The following is a 15711-nucleotide window of genomic DNA, read 5'->3' as shown; positions in this document are numbered from 1 at the left end:
ATCGGAACAAGGGAAACCGCAGCGGCCCCGTAACGGGACTGCTGCGGCTGCTCATCAATGCGGGCCGGCGTTCGCTTGAACGAGGTTCGGCACGCTGCCGGCCGAATCCGGCGTGTAGCTGTATGAGAACGGAAGCGAGCCCGGGAACGAAGCGCCCGCTGCCGAAGTGCCGGCGGTCGCATTATAAGTATTATTCCGCTCGTAGAACTTATAGGGATCGGAGGAGCTGTCAAGGCCGATCTGATTGCTCTGATTCGTTTTGTAGAAATAATTGCTTTCCGAATAAATGACGCTGCCGCTGCCGATCTGGTTGGCGTTGTACTGTGCCTGCGAAGAGCCCTGCGAATTCGTTCCGCTCGGCGTCGTACTGTTGTCGAAGTAATTGTTGTACAGATGGACAAATCCGCGCATGAGCGGGCGCCCTTTCATATACGGCCCGAACCAGTTATGGTGCATCGTGACGTGCAGCTTGTTGCCTCCGTTCGTATAGGAATCGCTGGCATTCGAGCCTATCACCATCGCAATGCGCTCCGACGCCAGATCCTGATAGCTGCCGGAAATCCAGCTCCACTTCGGATTCGGATTCATGTTCATCCAGCTCGCCGTGAAATAGAAATGGCAGTAAGACACTGTGACATTGTCGGATTTTTGCGAAATGACCATCAGGTCGTCGCTCGTATTGTAGATCGTGCAGTGATCGACCCACACATTGGTGGTGCGGCGGAACGAAAGTCCCAAATAGTTGGTGCCGACGCCGCCGGGCACAATTTCCGATCCGCTCAAGTTTTGAAGATCGGCGATGTTGCCGTAAAACGTAATGTTTTTGATCACGATATTTTCAATGTTCGTGCCTGTGGGCAGCAGCTCGCCGCTGAATTTCAGCTGGATGTTTTGCAGCACGGCTCCGCCGCCGCTGGCGCCCTCGATCGTCGTATTGTTCCAGTCCGTGCTCGCAAAGGTCAGCGTCGTCAGCTTCGGTCCGCCATAAATATTGCCGGAGATGATGATATGATGCTTTTTGTTGTTAAAAGCATTTTGCAGCTCCGCCAGCGTCTTGACCGTAACGGCGGCTTCCGTGGAACCCGTCGCGGTCGAATACCCTCCCGTGTTCGAAGCCGCCTCCGCCTTCGGTATTTCCAGATTCGGGAGCGACACCGACGACAGCAAAGCAAAACAAACCGTCACCATCGTTAAAACAACTGCCGACAATCTTTTCAAATGCATGAAATTCCCTCCTTGATATTTTTTTATAACGAAAACACCACGAATCCTCCCCGCAGTGCCAGGGCCATTGAAAAAGAATCGTGGTGTCTTGTTATCCGGGACCTTACTTTTTCCCGACCGCAGCAGCAGCCGTATAGCGATCGTATTGAGCCTGACGCCCCTTGATGACATCCTCGACGCCCATGCTTTTCAGCGTCTTGATGTATTTATCGAATTGATCGAGACTTTCCTTGCCGGTAATGAACTTGATGTTCATTTCGTTCACATACGTTGTGACATCGGGCATTACCATATTCTCGGTGTTGGCCTCTTCTTGCAGCGCGTAAACGAACGGGAACGGAGCTTTGATATATGTCTCCATCTCCTTGTCGATTTTGGCGTGCCAGGGAGCTACCAAAACATCTGTCGCCTCAACCGACTGCTCAATGGGCAAATTGACCGGATTGATGCCGAACTTCTGGATAAAATCGTTGTCTTTTCCTTTTTCGGTAAATTGCTTTTTCCCGTCGACGATATCGTAGGTCTGCCCCTTGAGACCCCAGGCATAAATTTCTTTGGCTTCGTCGCTGCTCGCATAGTCCAGAAATTTAAACGCAAGCTCCGGGTCCTTGGCGTTTTTGGAAATGCCGAATATGCCCGTAATCGGATTTCTGCCCAGATAGAATCGATCGCCGTGTGGCCCTTTCAGCGGCGCGATGCCTTTAATAAGCGGGGTGTTCGGGTCATAGTCCTTGAACAGCTTACTGTATACCATCGACGTATACCAACTGAAATTGAAGGTCACCCCCGTCAAATTTTGCGAAATTTTCGAAGTAATTTGGTCGGAGGTCGTGCTGGCAAAATCGGATTCGAGCAGCCCTTCTTTATAGAGGCCGTTCAGGTAAGCCAAATATTCCTTATAAGCCGGTTCATAATAGGAATAATGCACCTTGCCGCTGTTGTCGGCGTAAAAATTATTCGCCAAATCAAGGCCGAATGCCGGACCGAACGCATTCCCCAGCATGTTCGGCTGAACGGAGAACGGAATTTCGTCCTGTTTGCCGTTGCCGTTCGGATCGCCGGTCTTGAATTTGCGCAGCATGTCGGTGAATTCGTCGAGCGTTGCCGGCTCTTTCAAGCCGACTTTATCCAGCCATCTCGTGTTGACCATGAACGTCGGCATGTAGTTTTTGGTCACGGCGAGCTGCGGGATGTAGTAGATTTTCCCGTCAGGCGTCGTCAGGCTCGCCTTTAGCGCCGGATACTTCGCAAACAGCTTCTTGATGTTGACGCCGTATTTATCGATGTATTCGTTCAGCGGCTTGAACAGACCGCCCTGGATGTTCTTCATCGTCTGATCCTGATCGAGCTGGTACACGATGTCGGGCAAATCCGCGCCGGCGGCAAGCCGCGGCTTGATCGCGTCGTTGTACGTGGACGGCGGGAGCAGTTCCCAATCGACGGTTACGCCGGCCCGCTTGCCGATTTCCTGCACGATGGGAGCCTGCTTCAGATCGACGTTGTTCGTCCAGGCGTTCGTCGCCAAAATTTTCAGCGTGCCCGGCTTGTCGGCAATAGGCCCGCTCCCGGTATAAGTGAACGCTGCGGAAGACGCGCTGGCCCCCGCATCCGTCTGCTTCGCGGCGCCTCCTGCCGTGCAGCCTGCGGCGAGAACGGCGGCAAGCGCCGGGATCAGCGTCAAACTCGCTGCGCTCTTTAGTCTTTTTCTCATCTTTCGTGACCCTCCTTAAGATGGCTAACCTAACGCTTGCGCTTTATACGGCAAGGATGCACTGCTACCCTTTTACTGCCCCTAACGTGATGCCGCGCACAAAATATTTTTGAATGAAAGGATAAATCGCAATGATCGGCACGATGCTGACGACAATCGAGACGTACCGGACTTGCAGCGTCGAAACCGCCAGCGCCTTGGCCGCCGTTTCTCCGCCCATCTTCTGCATAATTTCCGGCGAAGCCATAATGAGCACCCTGCGGAGAAAAATTTGCAGCGGCTGCAACTCCTGCTTGCCCAGATACAACAGCGCGCTGAAAAAGTCGTTCCAATGCGCCACCGCATAATACAGCGTAAGCACGGCAAGCGTCGGCTTGGCAAGCGGTATCGCGATGCGGAACAGCAGAGTGAAATCTTTGGCCCCGTCCATATTAGCGCTTTCAAAAATTTCATTCGGGATGCCCTCGAAAGCCGAGCGTAAAATCATGACGTTGAACGTGCTGACGAGGACGGGAAGCACCATCGCCCAGCGCGTATTGTAAAGCCCGAGCTCCGTGATAACCATATAGAGCGGGATGAGTCCCCCGGAAAAATACATCGTAAAAGCGATGTAAAAATTGAGCTTTCTCCGCAAAAAAAACTTCCTGCGCGACAGCGGGTAAGCCGCAAGACAAGTCGCGACGATGTTGAACAGCGTCCCTACGACCGTATACCAGATCGTGTTGTAATAAGACCGCCACAGTTCCGAATAGCCGAGCACCATGCGGTAGCCGTCAAAGCTGGGATCGACGGGCAGCAGCGTGACCAGCTTGTTGTCGATCGCCTCCACGGAGCTCATCGATATGCTGACGACATAAATAAAAGGGTACAAAGTGACGATAACGGCGATAATGGCTATACCGTAGACAAGCGCATAAAAGCTCCGGTCCGTCCAGGATTTAACCATAACGGCCTCCTTTCCGCGAACACCCTACCAAAGTGACATATCGTTCACACGACGGCTCATCTGGTTGGCGAAATAAACGAGTATAAAACTGACGACCGAATTGAACAAGCCTACGGCCGTGGCGAACCCGAAGTTTTGCGACTCGATCCCCTGCCTGTACACGTAGGTGGAGATCACATCCCCCGTTTCATAGGTAGCCCCGTTGTACAGCAGGTACACTTTCTCGAAATTGACGCTCATAATGCCGCCGATGGACAGCAGCAGCAGGATGACGATCGTCGGCTTCAGGCTCGGAAGCGTGAGGTGCCACACTTCCTGAAATTTGTTCACGCCGTCGATTTTGCCGGAATCGTACATGTCCTGATCGATCCCCATGATCGCGGCAATGTAAATGATCGAGCTGAAGCCGAAGCTTTGCCATATGCCGGACACCGTAAAGATCGGGCGGAACCATTCGGGAGCCATCATGAAATTGATTTTTTCCATGCCCAGCTTCACAAGCATCGTATTGACGATGCCGTCCGTCGGCGACAGGAAGTTGATGATCATGCCCGCGACGACGACCGTAGAAATAAAATGCGGCAAATAAGTGACCGTTTGGGCAAAACGTTTGAATAGGCCCTGTTTGATTTCCACAATGCAAATCGCAAACAAAATCGGAATGGAGAACCCGAAGATCAGCGGGTAAAAAGCGAGCAAAAAGGTGTTGCGCATAAGCCGCCAAAAATACCGCGAATTGACGAACTGGATCAGCCATTTGAAACCGACCCATTCCCCTCCGAATATTCCGTGCCCGGGCGTAAAATTTTTAAAAGCGATGAGAATGCCCGGCAACGGCAAATAACAAAAAATGAAGTAATAAAGAAACACCGGCAAAAACATCAAAATAAGCAGCTTATCCCTGCGGATCAGCTTGATGAGGGGCGTTGTCCCGTTATCCATTGCGTTCAGCTCCTTTCTGCACCCTACAGATTGAATTGTAGCAAATGGCCGGTCCGGCAAAAATCCAACATTTTTTCGATACGTATCACTTTTTTACGTATGTTCGCAGTGCAGCGGCAGCAAAAAGACCCCTATGCTGTCCGGGTTTTGTCCCGGCTGGCAGGGGGTCTTCGCATTCAAAGGCGGCCTCCGGGCGGAGGCGTCTCTGCAGCCATATATTTCGGAAAAGCAACATAAACTGTAGTTCCTTTGCCCGCTTCACTTTCGATTCGCAGCCCGTACGGCTGGCCGAAGCGGATCTGGATCCGGTCGTGCACGTTTTTTAGCCCGTAGCCGGTCGTATTCATCGTCAGCACTTCGCCCGCCAGCTCCGGGCTCATGCCCGGCCCGTTATCCTCGATGGCGAATTCCAGATCATCGCCAGCCACGTATCCGCGAAGCAGAATGCGGCCTCTCGCGCTGCCTTTTCTCAGCTTGTCGATCCCGTGATCGAGCGCATTTTCGAGAATCGGCTGAAACACGAGATTGATCATGTCGTACCGCAGCAGCGCCTCGTCGACATCGCACACGAAATCGAAATTGTTGTTATGCATAATCAACTGAATGTGCATATAATCCTTGGCATTGTCGATTTCATTTTTCACGGGAATGAAGCTGCGCCCTTTGTTCAGCACCGTACGGTAAAAGCGGGAAACGGTATTCGTAATCCGGCTGATTTCCATCGCGTCGATTTGCAGCGCCTTCCAATTAATAATCGATAGCGTGTTGTACAAAAAATGAGGATTGATCTGCGTTTGCAGCGCTTTCAATTCAGCTTCTTTTTGCGTGATTTTGCTTTGATACACTTCTTCGATCAGCGTATTGATGTTGTTCAGCATTTTGCCGAACCGGTTCGTCAGCTGCCCGATTTCATCGCGCGAACGGCTGGACACGTCGATTTTCAAATTCCCGTTCTCAACGATAAGCATCTTCTTGTTCAAATGAATAATCCGTTTCACAAACGTATTGGAAAACATCCAAATAATGAAAAACAGCACGGCCAAACAAATGACGGCGGTAAGCGCCGCAGCGCTCGCGATGCTTTTGGCATCGACGGATATGCCGTTCTTCGGCGTAAAATAAACGAGCTTCCAGCCCGGCTCCGGGATGTCCTCGGCAATATACATATATTCGGTCCGGTCCAGCGAAAAATAGCCGATTTTATCGTGCAAATTTTGCGACAAAACGGAAGATTCGTCCACCCCCGGGCTCATGCGATTGCTTTTGGACAAAACCGCTTTCCCCTGCTTGTCGGCAATGAGCACGCCGTAGGCATCCGCTTTGATCTCGTCCAGATCTTTGAACATGCTGGCTGCGTCAATGCTGAGAAACAGAACGGCCGGAGCTTTCCCTCCGGACGGCGCATTGTCGCCGGCAAACGTGCGGGTGGCAAACAGCTTGCCGTTCACGATATTCCACTGCGTTTGTTTGCTGCCGGCCTGACGGGCCGCCCACTGCAAATCATTCGTCAGCTGAAGCGGCAAAATGTATTCCCCGCGCAAAATATTCGGATTGTCCGTAAACACGGAAATCTGCAAAATATCTTTGTTGAAATCAAGAATATTGCTGAAAAAGGGGTCGACGTAATCACGGTACAGAACGGGAAAGTCACCGTAATTATCGATAAAAATTTGCTTGAACACGATGTTTTGCGTGATTGAATTAATGATCGACTCATGCTGCTTTGTCCGGTAATTGATCGTCTCCGCAATCTGGCTGACCGAACCGTCGAGACTTTGCTTCGCCTGCTGAAGCAGGAGACGGCTGGCCTGATAATAGGAAAACGCGCCGAGCACGATAACCGGAATGATGGACACGACCATATAGGAAATGAACAGCTTCTGCTTGAACCTGAGATTTTGAAAGTAGGTCAAAAATGTGCTCATATCAGCTCTTCGTCTCTCTGAATTTGGCCGGACTGATGCCGTAATGGTTTTTGAAAATTTTGCAAAAGTACGAATCGTTCATAAAGCCTACCTGCGCGCTAATATCGGCAATCGTCATATTCGAGCTTTTGAGCAGCTCCCCGGCCTTTTGCATGCGGACGAGCGTCATATATTTGATCAGCGTCTGCCCGACTTCCTTGCTGAACAAATAGCTTACATACGTCTGCGTCAAATACACCTTGTCGGCGATCCACTTCAGACTGATGTCGAACATATAATTTTCTTCAATCAGCTTCAATATGTCTTTGATGACTTTTTTGGTAAATTCCGGGCCGTGCTCGTCAGACACGCGGTTCAGCATGCCCATCACGGTCAGCAGCCGCTGTCTCGCCTCGGTCAAAGATCTGGAGCCGAATATGTCCTCCACGCAGGCACGAAACTCGCTGCTGTCCGCTCCCCCTGCCCTCTCCATTATTTTTTTGGCCAACTCGACGCACATGTATTTAATGTAAATGGCCGAATGCTGCCCGCTGCCGTCAACCGTTTTGAAAAAAAGCTCGACCCCTTTGCGAAAGCCGAAATCGTCTTTTGCGTCCAAATGCCAATAAATCGTATCCATCAGCTTCGGAATCGCATCCGTCAGTTCTTCTTTCCCATGAGTTTCATCCATGTACAGAACCGTGCTCTCCTGAAAGAAAAACTTGTATTCCAGCAAGTGCTCCATGCGTTCAAATTGTTCCGCAAGCTGCGGCGCCTCTTGTACCGGACTGCCCATGACGAGCGTGACCCGCTCCCCGTACGATTCCGTTATCCGCTGCTTCAGCCTGCCGCCCAGAAGATGCTGCTCTTCCCCGTTCAGCTCGCCCTCCTCATGCAAAATGAAGAGCAAGCTTTGGCTCTCGTTCAAGTTCGCATATTCGAACGGGGCGGCGATGAGATCCCGGACCCGCTCCGGGAAGTCGTCATGCTTGACGTCAAACACGTTATTGTCAAAATCGACAAGAATCATTTGCGTCCGCTTATCGCTGAAATCCATTCCGGCGTACGCCAACCGCTCGGCGAGCTGGGCGGATGCACGCTTACTGTCGATCATTTCGAGCAGCACGGTTTCCTTGGTCTGCTCCTGCTCTTTTTTGCACAAATCGATGACATGGGTAAACTCCCTGACGAAATCGTGAACGTCAACCGGCTTGAGCAAATAAGAAAAAATGTTGTAATGAATGGCCCGCTGGGCGTATTCGAACTCGCCGTAAGCGCTGAAAATCATTATTTTCAGCTCCGGAAAACGTTCTCTGGCTCTGCGGCATAATTCCAGGCCGTCCATGAACGGCATTTTGATATCCGTGAACAAAATATCGATGGGGCGGGCTGCTAAAATGTCCAGCGCCTCTTCGCCGTTCTCGGCTTCCGTCACCGCAAGCGGCAGCTTGTATTTGTTGATCAACAGCTTGATGCCTTCTCTTTCGATGTATTCGTCGTCTGCAATGAGAATGTGAAACAACGTCACTCCCTCCGATGCTCCATTTCCAGGCAAGCCATGACGAAAGGCGCGAAACCTTTGGGATCGTCCCGGCGTACGGGCTCGCTAATATAATAGGCGTACGAGCCGTCCCGGTAAGGTGTTCCGCCGAGCCCGGCGACGCTGCATATTTGATTCACATGCAGACTGCCGTCCGAATCTTCTTCGACGCAGCGGTCCAGCAAGCCCTGGAACCCTTTGCCCGCAGCCGCAAACGCGGATTCGCTTAAATATCCTTTTCTTGCGCCTTTCGCCAAGGCGTAGACGAACATCGCAGATCCCGAAGCCTCCAAATAGTTGCCTTCCCGGCCCCCGTGATCCGCCACTTGATACCACAATCCCGACGCCTCATCCTGCACCCGGACAATCGCCTCCATCAAGCGGTAAAATATCCCGATCACGATGCCCCGCTTCGGATGATCGGCCGGTAAAAAGTCGAGAACGTCGACAATCGCCATGACGTACCAGCCAATGGCCCGGCTCCAAAAGTGCGGCGAGCAGCCGGATTCCTTGTCGGCCCAGCGCTGCTCCCCGCTTTCGTCCCAGCCGTGATACAGCAGCCCGCTCTTCGAATCGCGCGCCACCCGTTCCATCAGCAAAATCTCGTGCGCCACATCGTCAAACCATTCGGCCGCGCCGAACGTCTTGGCATACTGCGCAAGGAACGGAGAGGTCATGTACACGCCGTCCAGCCACATTTGGTACGGGTATATTTTTTTGTGCCACAGCCCGCCTCCGCTCGTCCGCGGATGGCTTTTCATCTGCGTCATCAGCAGCTCCAGCGCATGGCGGTACCGCGCATCGCCGGTCTGCTCGTCAAGCACGAACAGCGCTTTTCCTTGATTGATTTGATCTACGTTGTATTCTTCCAGGCGATACGTGTCGATGCGGCCGTCCGGCCCGATAAATAAATCCATATTTGTCCGGATATAGTCGAAATAACGGTCATCCTTCGTCTGCCGCCAGACGCGTTCGATCGCCGTCAGCATGCAACCGTTTTCATAATTCCAGCATCTTCTCCTCTGAAAAGGCATATCGGATACCAACGGATACTGCCGTATGAATGAATCGGTCATGCGTATGGACCAAGCTTGAGACATCGGGTACATCTTCCTTTCTCGTCAATTGTTCTCTGCACAGCCTGTACAAACCATTGTAGCAGACATCCGCCTATTCGCACATTCCATATTTCTTCGATACGTATCACTTTTTTGCGTTTGCCCCTGCAGCCGTTTCTATCTTTTCTTTCACGGAAATTTGCAAAAAAAGCATAGTTATTAATCCAAGCATTCAGAATGCTGCGTTCATATAATGACTGCGAAGGTACATTTAATAAGGGGTGATTCGTAAATAACGTTCTGGACACACACGGTTAACGACATCGCACCCCTTATTCTTTTTTGCGTAAATGTACCGATCAAACCATTTTGAAAAGGGGTGACTGGATATGGCATTTTTGGGATACGGCGGTTATGGCGGTTACGGCGGCGGTTACGGATCTTCTTGCTGCGGAGTCGGAGTCGGTACTAGCACAGCAGCGATTCTGGTTCTGTTCATTCTGCTGGTTATCGTATTGACAACTTTCTCCTGGTAAAAAAGCGTTAATAGCCGGCAGCGGCCCAGCGTCGCAGCCGGCAGCCAAAAAGCAATCCGGCGGCATTCCGCCAAGGATTGCTTTTTGCGCTTGATGCGGCATTGGTACGAGCAATCCATTGTCATGGCCTTTTTTTCCAAATTGACGAATAAATCCTGAACAAGCAACAAATTCTAATCGCAAATGTGTTTGGCGGAGGATTCTAGCGATGACGATTAGGCTGCGCAAATGGCTGGCCGGCAAGTCCCCGATGATCACTGAACCCGATCTTGAAATCGAAGAGAAAGAATTAGATGCAGACATTATCCGAAATGAATATTTCATAAAAAAAGAGTTTCAAAAATGTTCGGATCTGGTTTGTCAATACATTCAACATCCGGGTGAGACTCAAAAGCAATTCATTGTTTATCTCGAATCGTTAGTTGACGACACAAAATTGAAAGAACAAATCTTCAACCCCCTGGTTATTGAACATCATCATCCAATTGCGGCACTAACGGAACTCGGCGACGGAAATGCTTTTCAGACAGATATTAAGATCGCGGCTTCGAAGTGGCCGGATATTATCCGGCTCGTCCTGCGCGGATATGCGGCCGTGTTTACCGACGGTCAGGCTAAAGCTGTCTGCTTTGCAACAAACAAAATCATCCACAGATCCATTGAAGAGCCCACATCCGAACCTGTTATTCGGGGGCCAAAAGAAGGCTTTATCGAGAGACAATCTGTCAATGTGAGCCTGCTTCGCAACATCATCCGAACCCCGCGTCTTAAAATGGAGGCTTTCACCGTAGGCGCACTAACGGAAACAAAGGTGCTGATTGCTTATATTGAAGGACTCGCCGATGATTCTGTCGTAAGTCAAGTGCGGAATAAAATCAAATCCATTCGCATCGACGGAGTATTGGAATCCGGTACGATCGAGGAACTTATTATAGGCGATAAATTCCCCATCTTCCCTCATGTGCACATCACGGAACGGCCGGATGTCGTGGCTGGCAGCTTGCTGGAAAAAAGGGTTGCCATACTGGTCGACAATACGCCTTTCGTTATGATCGTACCGATCACGTTCTGGACCGGTTTACAGGCAAGCGATGATTACTACCTCCGTTACCCGATAGCTACGTTCTCAAGATGGATTCGTTTTATTTTTCTATTTATCGCCATTTTTGCTCCTTCCCTCTTTGTTGCGGTAACGTCCTATCACCAAGAAATGATCCCGACAAGCTTGCTGCTAAGCATCGCTTCGGCACGGGAGCCGGTACCTTTTCCCATTATGATTGAGGCTCTATTGATGGAAATTATGTTCGAAGCGCTGCGTGAGGCAGGCATCCATTTGCCAAAATCTATAGGCCAGACAGTAAGCATCGTAGGCGGTCTTGTCATTGGGCAATCAGCCGTGCAAGCGGGCTTTATTTCGGCGCCCATCGTTATTGTCGTATCGACAACGGGTATCGCCGCTCTTCTTATCCCCCGATTTTCTTTTTCAAACGGGGTCCGATTGTTGAGATTTCCAATTATTCTTTTGGCGGGATCGTTGGGCCTATACGGCGTAGCACTCGGTTTTTTGGGCATTTTGCTCTATGTAGTTCAATTGAAATCGTTTGGCGTTCCTTACTTTATGCCGATCGCGCCATTTTCGTTAAGAGCCTTTAAAGATGTTTGGCTGCGGACTCCCGACAACAAAGGTACCGGCATCTCCGCACCTTCTCACGAAAAGGCCGTCGAAGCTGCGCGGCAGGAAGGAAGTGAGAATAAGTGAAGCCATGGATAGCGATCGGGGCGCTGCTGCTTTTACTGCTGAATACAGGATGCTGGGATCGAAAAGAAATCAATGATCTCGGGCTCGTCATGGGAACTGGTATGGACTTGACGGAAAACGGCAAAATCAAGACAACGATTCAGATCGCTGTTCCCGCACCCTCTTCCCAGACATCGGGAGCCGGAGTTTCGAAAGAAGCGGACCGATTTTTTCTGATTTCGGCGGTTGGCAAAAATGGAACCGATCTGGAACAGAAACTTCAGCAAAAAATGTCCCGCACCTTGTTCTTTGCGCACCGAAGCGTCATTTTGATTGGGGAATCCTTGGCCAGACAGGGACTTAGAGACATTCTCGATGCGTTTTCCCGCCAACCGAGAAACCGTTTGAATGTATATATCTTTGTCGTTAAAGGAAAAAATGCGGAGGATTTGCTCAAAGTCAAATATCCGTATGAATTGGTGCCTGCCGAAGCCTTGAAGGAAATGGAACTGCTGCGGGGAGAAGGGACGGCTGTCACTATGCGCGATTACATGATTGCTTCGGAAAGCGAAGGCATGAGTCCGACCGTAGGGGTTCTGGAGCCCGATCATTTTTACAGATCAGGGCAGGCGGGAGAGGACAAGCTGTTCCGCATCAATGAAACTGCCGTATTTAAATCGTCTAAACTGGTCGGATATTTGAACAATGCCGAGACGCACGAATTTCTTTGGTTTAAGAAAAACAAAAAGACGGACAAAATTGCCGCTGATTTGCCTGACGGCGCAGGAAATGTCGGATTTATCATGACAGACAGCCAAATCAAAATCGATGCTGCCTCAAGCGGGGAAACCTTAAAATTTCATATCGATCTAAAAGGATCGGGGGATGTGATTGAAAACAATACCTCGCTTGATATTAGCGAGCCGAAAAATATCGATATGGTCAAGCAGGCTCTGGAGAAGCGGATTCAAACAAATATGAATGCGTTTTTACGCAAAATACAAACCCAGTTCAAGACAGATATCGTAGGGTTCGGGCTGCAATTAAACAGGAAAAACCCCAAAAAGTGGCGCACCGTTGAAAAACAATGGGATCGATATTTTGAAACGGCAGATATATCCGTATCCGTAAACCTCACCATAAAAAACACTGGAGCAATTGGCCCTTCGCTGCAGCATAAAGAACAGGAGATTGTGAAATAATGTTAATTTTGGCCGGATATGTGGCTTGTACGGCCGGATTCACGATTTATCAGATTCGCCGTTTATGGAGCCGGGGCGACAAACGGGAAGCCGTCGTATATGCGTTATTGATGTCCATTTCCGCAATTGTAGGCTCCCTTCTCATTGCTGGAATCGATGTTCCAAGCTTTGTAATTCCTTACAAAATCGTCTTTGAATCTATCGGCAAATCGATATTATCGCCCTAGCTTCGAGACTTTTGCTTTTATCGTATCTATGGCAAGCAGTACGATCGGCAGAAAACTTTGTGTAAAGAGAGCCAGTATCGGATATGTAAACGTAATCCAGGACTGAAATTCAGCCGCATTTTTGAAAATCCAAAGCGAGCCGACAGCCGATAACAAAGTGACCGGAACGACAGTTTGCCGGTAATTGCGAATACCGAACAATTGGCTCGTACTTAAACAAAACATGAAGAGCAGCATACAAACCTTGACATAAATGCCAAGAATCCAAATGGATACAGCAATGGCTTCAAGCCTTTCCAAGGGGCCAATGATCGTTGTGTATTTGATCACATTCAAAAAGGCAAACTTCAATCGGGAGGTGATCGGCCCCAATATCATGACCGTCATGACGTTGATGACCATAATTAATACAATGACTCCGCCTAGCGATGCCATCAATGTTTTGCGAACGGTTTGCGGCTTCTCATTCAAGTAAGGCAGAAAGAAACCGAGGAAGAAAAATTGGCTCATCCAAGCGGATGGGACGATTGCCCCTTTAATAACCGGAATCACCCCGTCCCCAAGAACCGGGGTCAAACGGGCAGGATCCGCATCCCGGAAGGAGAAGATAAAGACAGGGATAAGCAGGGTCAGGATGATCAGAAAAATGACCTCATTGCACCTCGCAATGGACTCTATCCCAGAGATCACGGCAAGGCCGCACAGCGCGAGCAAAGAGACCATCAATACTAGGGGAGGTGTATACGTCAAGAGAACGGTATTAAGAAACCCGGCATGTTCGTTTACAGTACTGGAAATGAAGAAAAACAAATAGTACATAAAATAAAACCCGAGAAGTTTCCCTATCCACTTGCCGCAAATCGCGGATGCGTACTGAATGATCGACAGACCGGGATAACGAACCGCCAGGGCGGTCAGCGCGTAGATGTTAACGATCCCGGTAATGGAAGCAGGGATAATGGATATCCAGGCATTTTGCTTGGCGAAGGATACCATAATCCCCGGAACGGATAAAATGAGCGTAGAGACGATAAAGGTAAAAAAAAGCAGGCTGAGCTGATAACCGGATATTTTTTCATTTATTTGCACGTATGTGTAGCACATCATTTCTTAATGGACTTTTCCTATTATTCCCTTGGAAAAGCTGATTTATGCCAATACGGCAGGGTTGCAACAGCTGCGGGCGCGGGCGGCGGCTCATGACGGCGGTTGTTCGCAGATATACCTAAATTAGAACTGGAATATCACTCAGGTCGAGGTATATTTTTTTGCCCTTGGCCTCAGCGGTTCTCACCATTTCATCGGCTCCCCTGGACGGCCCTCCTATTCTAAGAACCGCGTCGCAATGGGATAACAGCCGGACGGCTGACGGGTGAAACATACGGTCGAATATTTCATCTCCGATCCGGCGCGATCCGGCCGTTGCCATTAGCGGCAGGGCGTACCATTCGCCGAGGACCGGCATGTGCCCTATCTCATAAACGCGCAGGGCCGTTTCATTCATCAGCCGCATATTGGCCTCGATGAGCGCCGGGTCATCTCCCGTGTTGGAACGGTAAGGCCCCGCTATCAGGATTTGCTCAGGCTTGGTCGCGGATTGAAGCAGCCCGTGCAGTTGGGCGTATTGCAGCAGCATAATCGTTTTTGCATCACGGATTTCACCGTTCTCCACCATATTCAGCGCCTGCCCGAAGGGCAGCTCCAGCACTTCAATCTCTTCCTGTTCTTCCTCTATGCCTCCGCCCTGACCCGAATGCATATGCGAAGCATATTCCGCCACGAAGAAATATAGGATTTCGGTGACCGAGCCCGGGGACATATACGCCTCTCCCACCTTGTGAACGTTGGTCACCCGGTAGCCGGTTTCCTCTTCCGCTTCACGGCGAATGCAATCCTCCGGCGAATCATTATCCAACAGCCCGGCGCAAGCCTCAATAAGCATCCCGGTTTCATTTCCGTTCATATAAGTCGGCATTCGAAATTGCCTGGTCAGAATGACGGTTTGCTTGTCCCGATTATACAGCAGAATCACGGCGCCGTTGCCGCGGTCGTACGCTTCTCTGGCTTGTGTTTCCCAGCTGCCGTCACGCTTTTGATAATTGAAGGTTAGCTTCTTTAACACGTACCAATTGTTCGATAAAACTTCTTCTTTCACCATTTCGATGTTCGGTTTCATAACGTTGTCTCCTTATCCTCTCAGCTTGCTAAAGAAAGTCGCGCCACAAGGGAGGCTCCTAATTTGAGGCGCAGTCGCTTGTTCCCGCAGTTACCTCTCCCGGCGCAGGGCAGTGGGAAGGGGACCGGAGCCGCGGGGGTTCCGACGAACTGGCGGGATGCTGCACAGCGGGCGGTCATGAATCGGCTTGGCAGGTTATGCGGGACTGGGACTGGACCGGGCCGGACCAGGCCAGACCGGGCGAAAGCCTGCGAAAGTGCAGGCTTTTTCTCCGATAATGGTCCAGTTCAGCGAAATACCTGCGATTGCGCAGGAATTTCCGATCAAAATGAATCTGTACCCTTGTACGCGGGGAAAAGCCTGCACAATTGCAGGAATTGTCCAAGGACGCGCATGAAGGAGCAAAAAAACTGGTCGAGTAGGCGGGGCCTTTCCTTCTCGGATTGTGCCCCATACCCCTCTCAGATCCGTACGTGCGCAATTCACGCATACGGCTCCTCACTTCGA

At 50.4% G+C, this 15711-nt stretch carries 13 protein-coding genes; 4 read left to right on the top strand and 9 right to left on the bottom strand.

Annotated elements, in window-relative coordinates; all coding sequences use genetic code 11:
* Positions 1–54: 54 nt before the first annotated feature.
* The 7 genes from AC6RNO_RS19980 to AC6RNO_RS19950 form a co-directional block, all read right to left on the bottom strand.
* Positions 55–1224: a pectate lyase family protein gene (locus tag AC6RNO_RS19980; RefSeq protein ID WP_497106510.1), complete on the bottom strand. Its 1170-nt coding sequence runs from the start codon at positions 1222–1224 to the stop codon at positions 55–57.
* A gap of 103 nt (positions 1225–1327) precedes the next feature.
* Positions 1328–2935, bottom strand: coding sequence for an extracellular solute-binding protein (locus tag AC6RNO_RS19975; protein ID WP_497106509.1), 1608 nt, complete (start codon positions 2933–2935; stop codon positions 1328–1330).
* 64 nt (positions 2936–2999) lie between these two features.
* Positions 3000–3881, bottom strand: a complete 882-nt coding sequence (locus AC6RNO_RS19970) for an ABC transporter permease subunit (protein ID WP_497106508.1) — start codon at positions 3879–3881, stop codon at positions 3000–3002.
* Positions 3882–3905: 24 nt separating this feature from the next.
* The gene (locus AC6RNO_RS19965) at positions 3906–4823 is read right to left on the bottom strand and encodes an ABC transporter permease (protein WP_488434932.1); all 918 of its coding nucleotides are present in this window, start codon (positions 4821–4823) and stop codon (positions 3906–3908) included.
* A gap of 176 nt (positions 4824–4999) precedes the next feature.
* Positions 5000–6748: a histidine kinase gene (locus tag AC6RNO_RS19960; RefSeq protein ID WP_497106507.1), complete on the bottom strand. Its 1749-nt coding sequence runs from the start codon at positions 6746–6748 to the stop codon at positions 5000–5002.
* Position 6749: 1 nt separating this feature from the next.
* Positions 6750–8255 carry a response regulator gene (locus tag AC6RNO_RS19955; protein WP_497106506.1) on the bottom strand — a complete coding sequence of 502 codons (1506 nt, stop codon included), beginning with the start codon at positions 8253–8255 and terminating at the stop codon, positions 6750–6752.
* Positions 8252–9367 carry a glycoside hydrolase family 88/105 protein gene (locus AC6RNO_RS19950; protein ID WP_488434935.1) on the bottom strand — a complete coding sequence of 372 codons (1116 nt, stop codon included), beginning with the start codon at positions 9365–9367 and terminating at the stop codon, positions 8252–8254. Before AC6RNO_RS19950 ends, AC6RNO_RS19955 begins: the two co-directional genes overlap by 4 nt.
* 347 nt (positions 9368–9714) lie before the next feature.
* On the opposite strand from AC6RNO_RS19950, the gene AC6RNO_RS19945 reads away from it, so the two are divergent.
* From AC6RNO_RS19945 to AC6RNO_RS19930, 4 genes are all read left to right on the top strand, one after another.
* Positions 9715–9861 carry a sporulation protein YjcZ gene (locus AC6RNO_RS19945; RefSeq protein WP_474679605.1) on the top strand — a complete coding sequence of 49 codons (147 nt, stop codon included), beginning with the start codon at positions 9715–9717 and terminating at the stop codon, positions 9859–9861.
* 208 nt (positions 9862–10069) lie between these two features.
* Positions 10070–11620, top strand: a complete 1551-nt coding sequence (locus tag AC6RNO_RS19940) for a spore germination protein (protein WP_497106505.1) — start codon at positions 10070–10072, stop codon at positions 11618–11620.
* Positions 11617–12801 carry a Ger(x)C family spore germination protein gene (locus AC6RNO_RS19935; RefSeq protein WP_497106504.1) on the top strand — a complete coding sequence of 395 codons (1185 nt, stop codon included), beginning with the start codon at positions 11617–11619 and terminating at the stop codon, positions 12799–12801. The genes AC6RNO_RS19940 and AC6RNO_RS19935 overlap by 4 nt, the downstream gene beginning before the upstream one ends.
* Positions 12801–13028, top strand: a complete 228-nt coding sequence (locus tag AC6RNO_RS19930) for a hypothetical protein (RefSeq protein WP_488434939.1) — start codon at positions 12801–12803, stop codon at positions 13026–13028. The genes AC6RNO_RS19935 and AC6RNO_RS19930 overlap by 1 nt, the downstream gene beginning before the upstream one ends.
* On the opposite strand, the gene AC6RNO_RS19925 is transcribed toward AC6RNO_RS19930, so the two are convergent.
* Positions 13017–14135, bottom strand: coding sequence for a GerAB/ArcD/ProY family transporter (locus AC6RNO_RS19925; protein WP_474679609.1), 1119 nt, complete (start codon positions 14133–14135; stop codon positions 13017–13019). The genes AC6RNO_RS19930 and AC6RNO_RS19925 overlap by 12 nt on opposite strands.
* A 118-nt stretch (positions 14136–14253) precedes the next feature.
* Positions 14254–15204, bottom strand: coding sequence for a GDP-mannose pyrophosphatase NudK (gene nudK / locus AC6RNO_RS19920; RefSeq protein WP_497106503.1), 951 nt, complete (start codon positions 15202–15204; stop codon positions 14254–14256).
* Positions 15205–15711: the final 507 nt, after the last annotated feature.

The sequence above is a fragment of the Paenibacillus sp. sgz302190 genome (assembly GCF_059820445.1).
The sequence above is the reverse complement of the archived record's forward strand: the minus strand, read 5'-3'. Positions and strand labels throughout refer to the sequence as shown.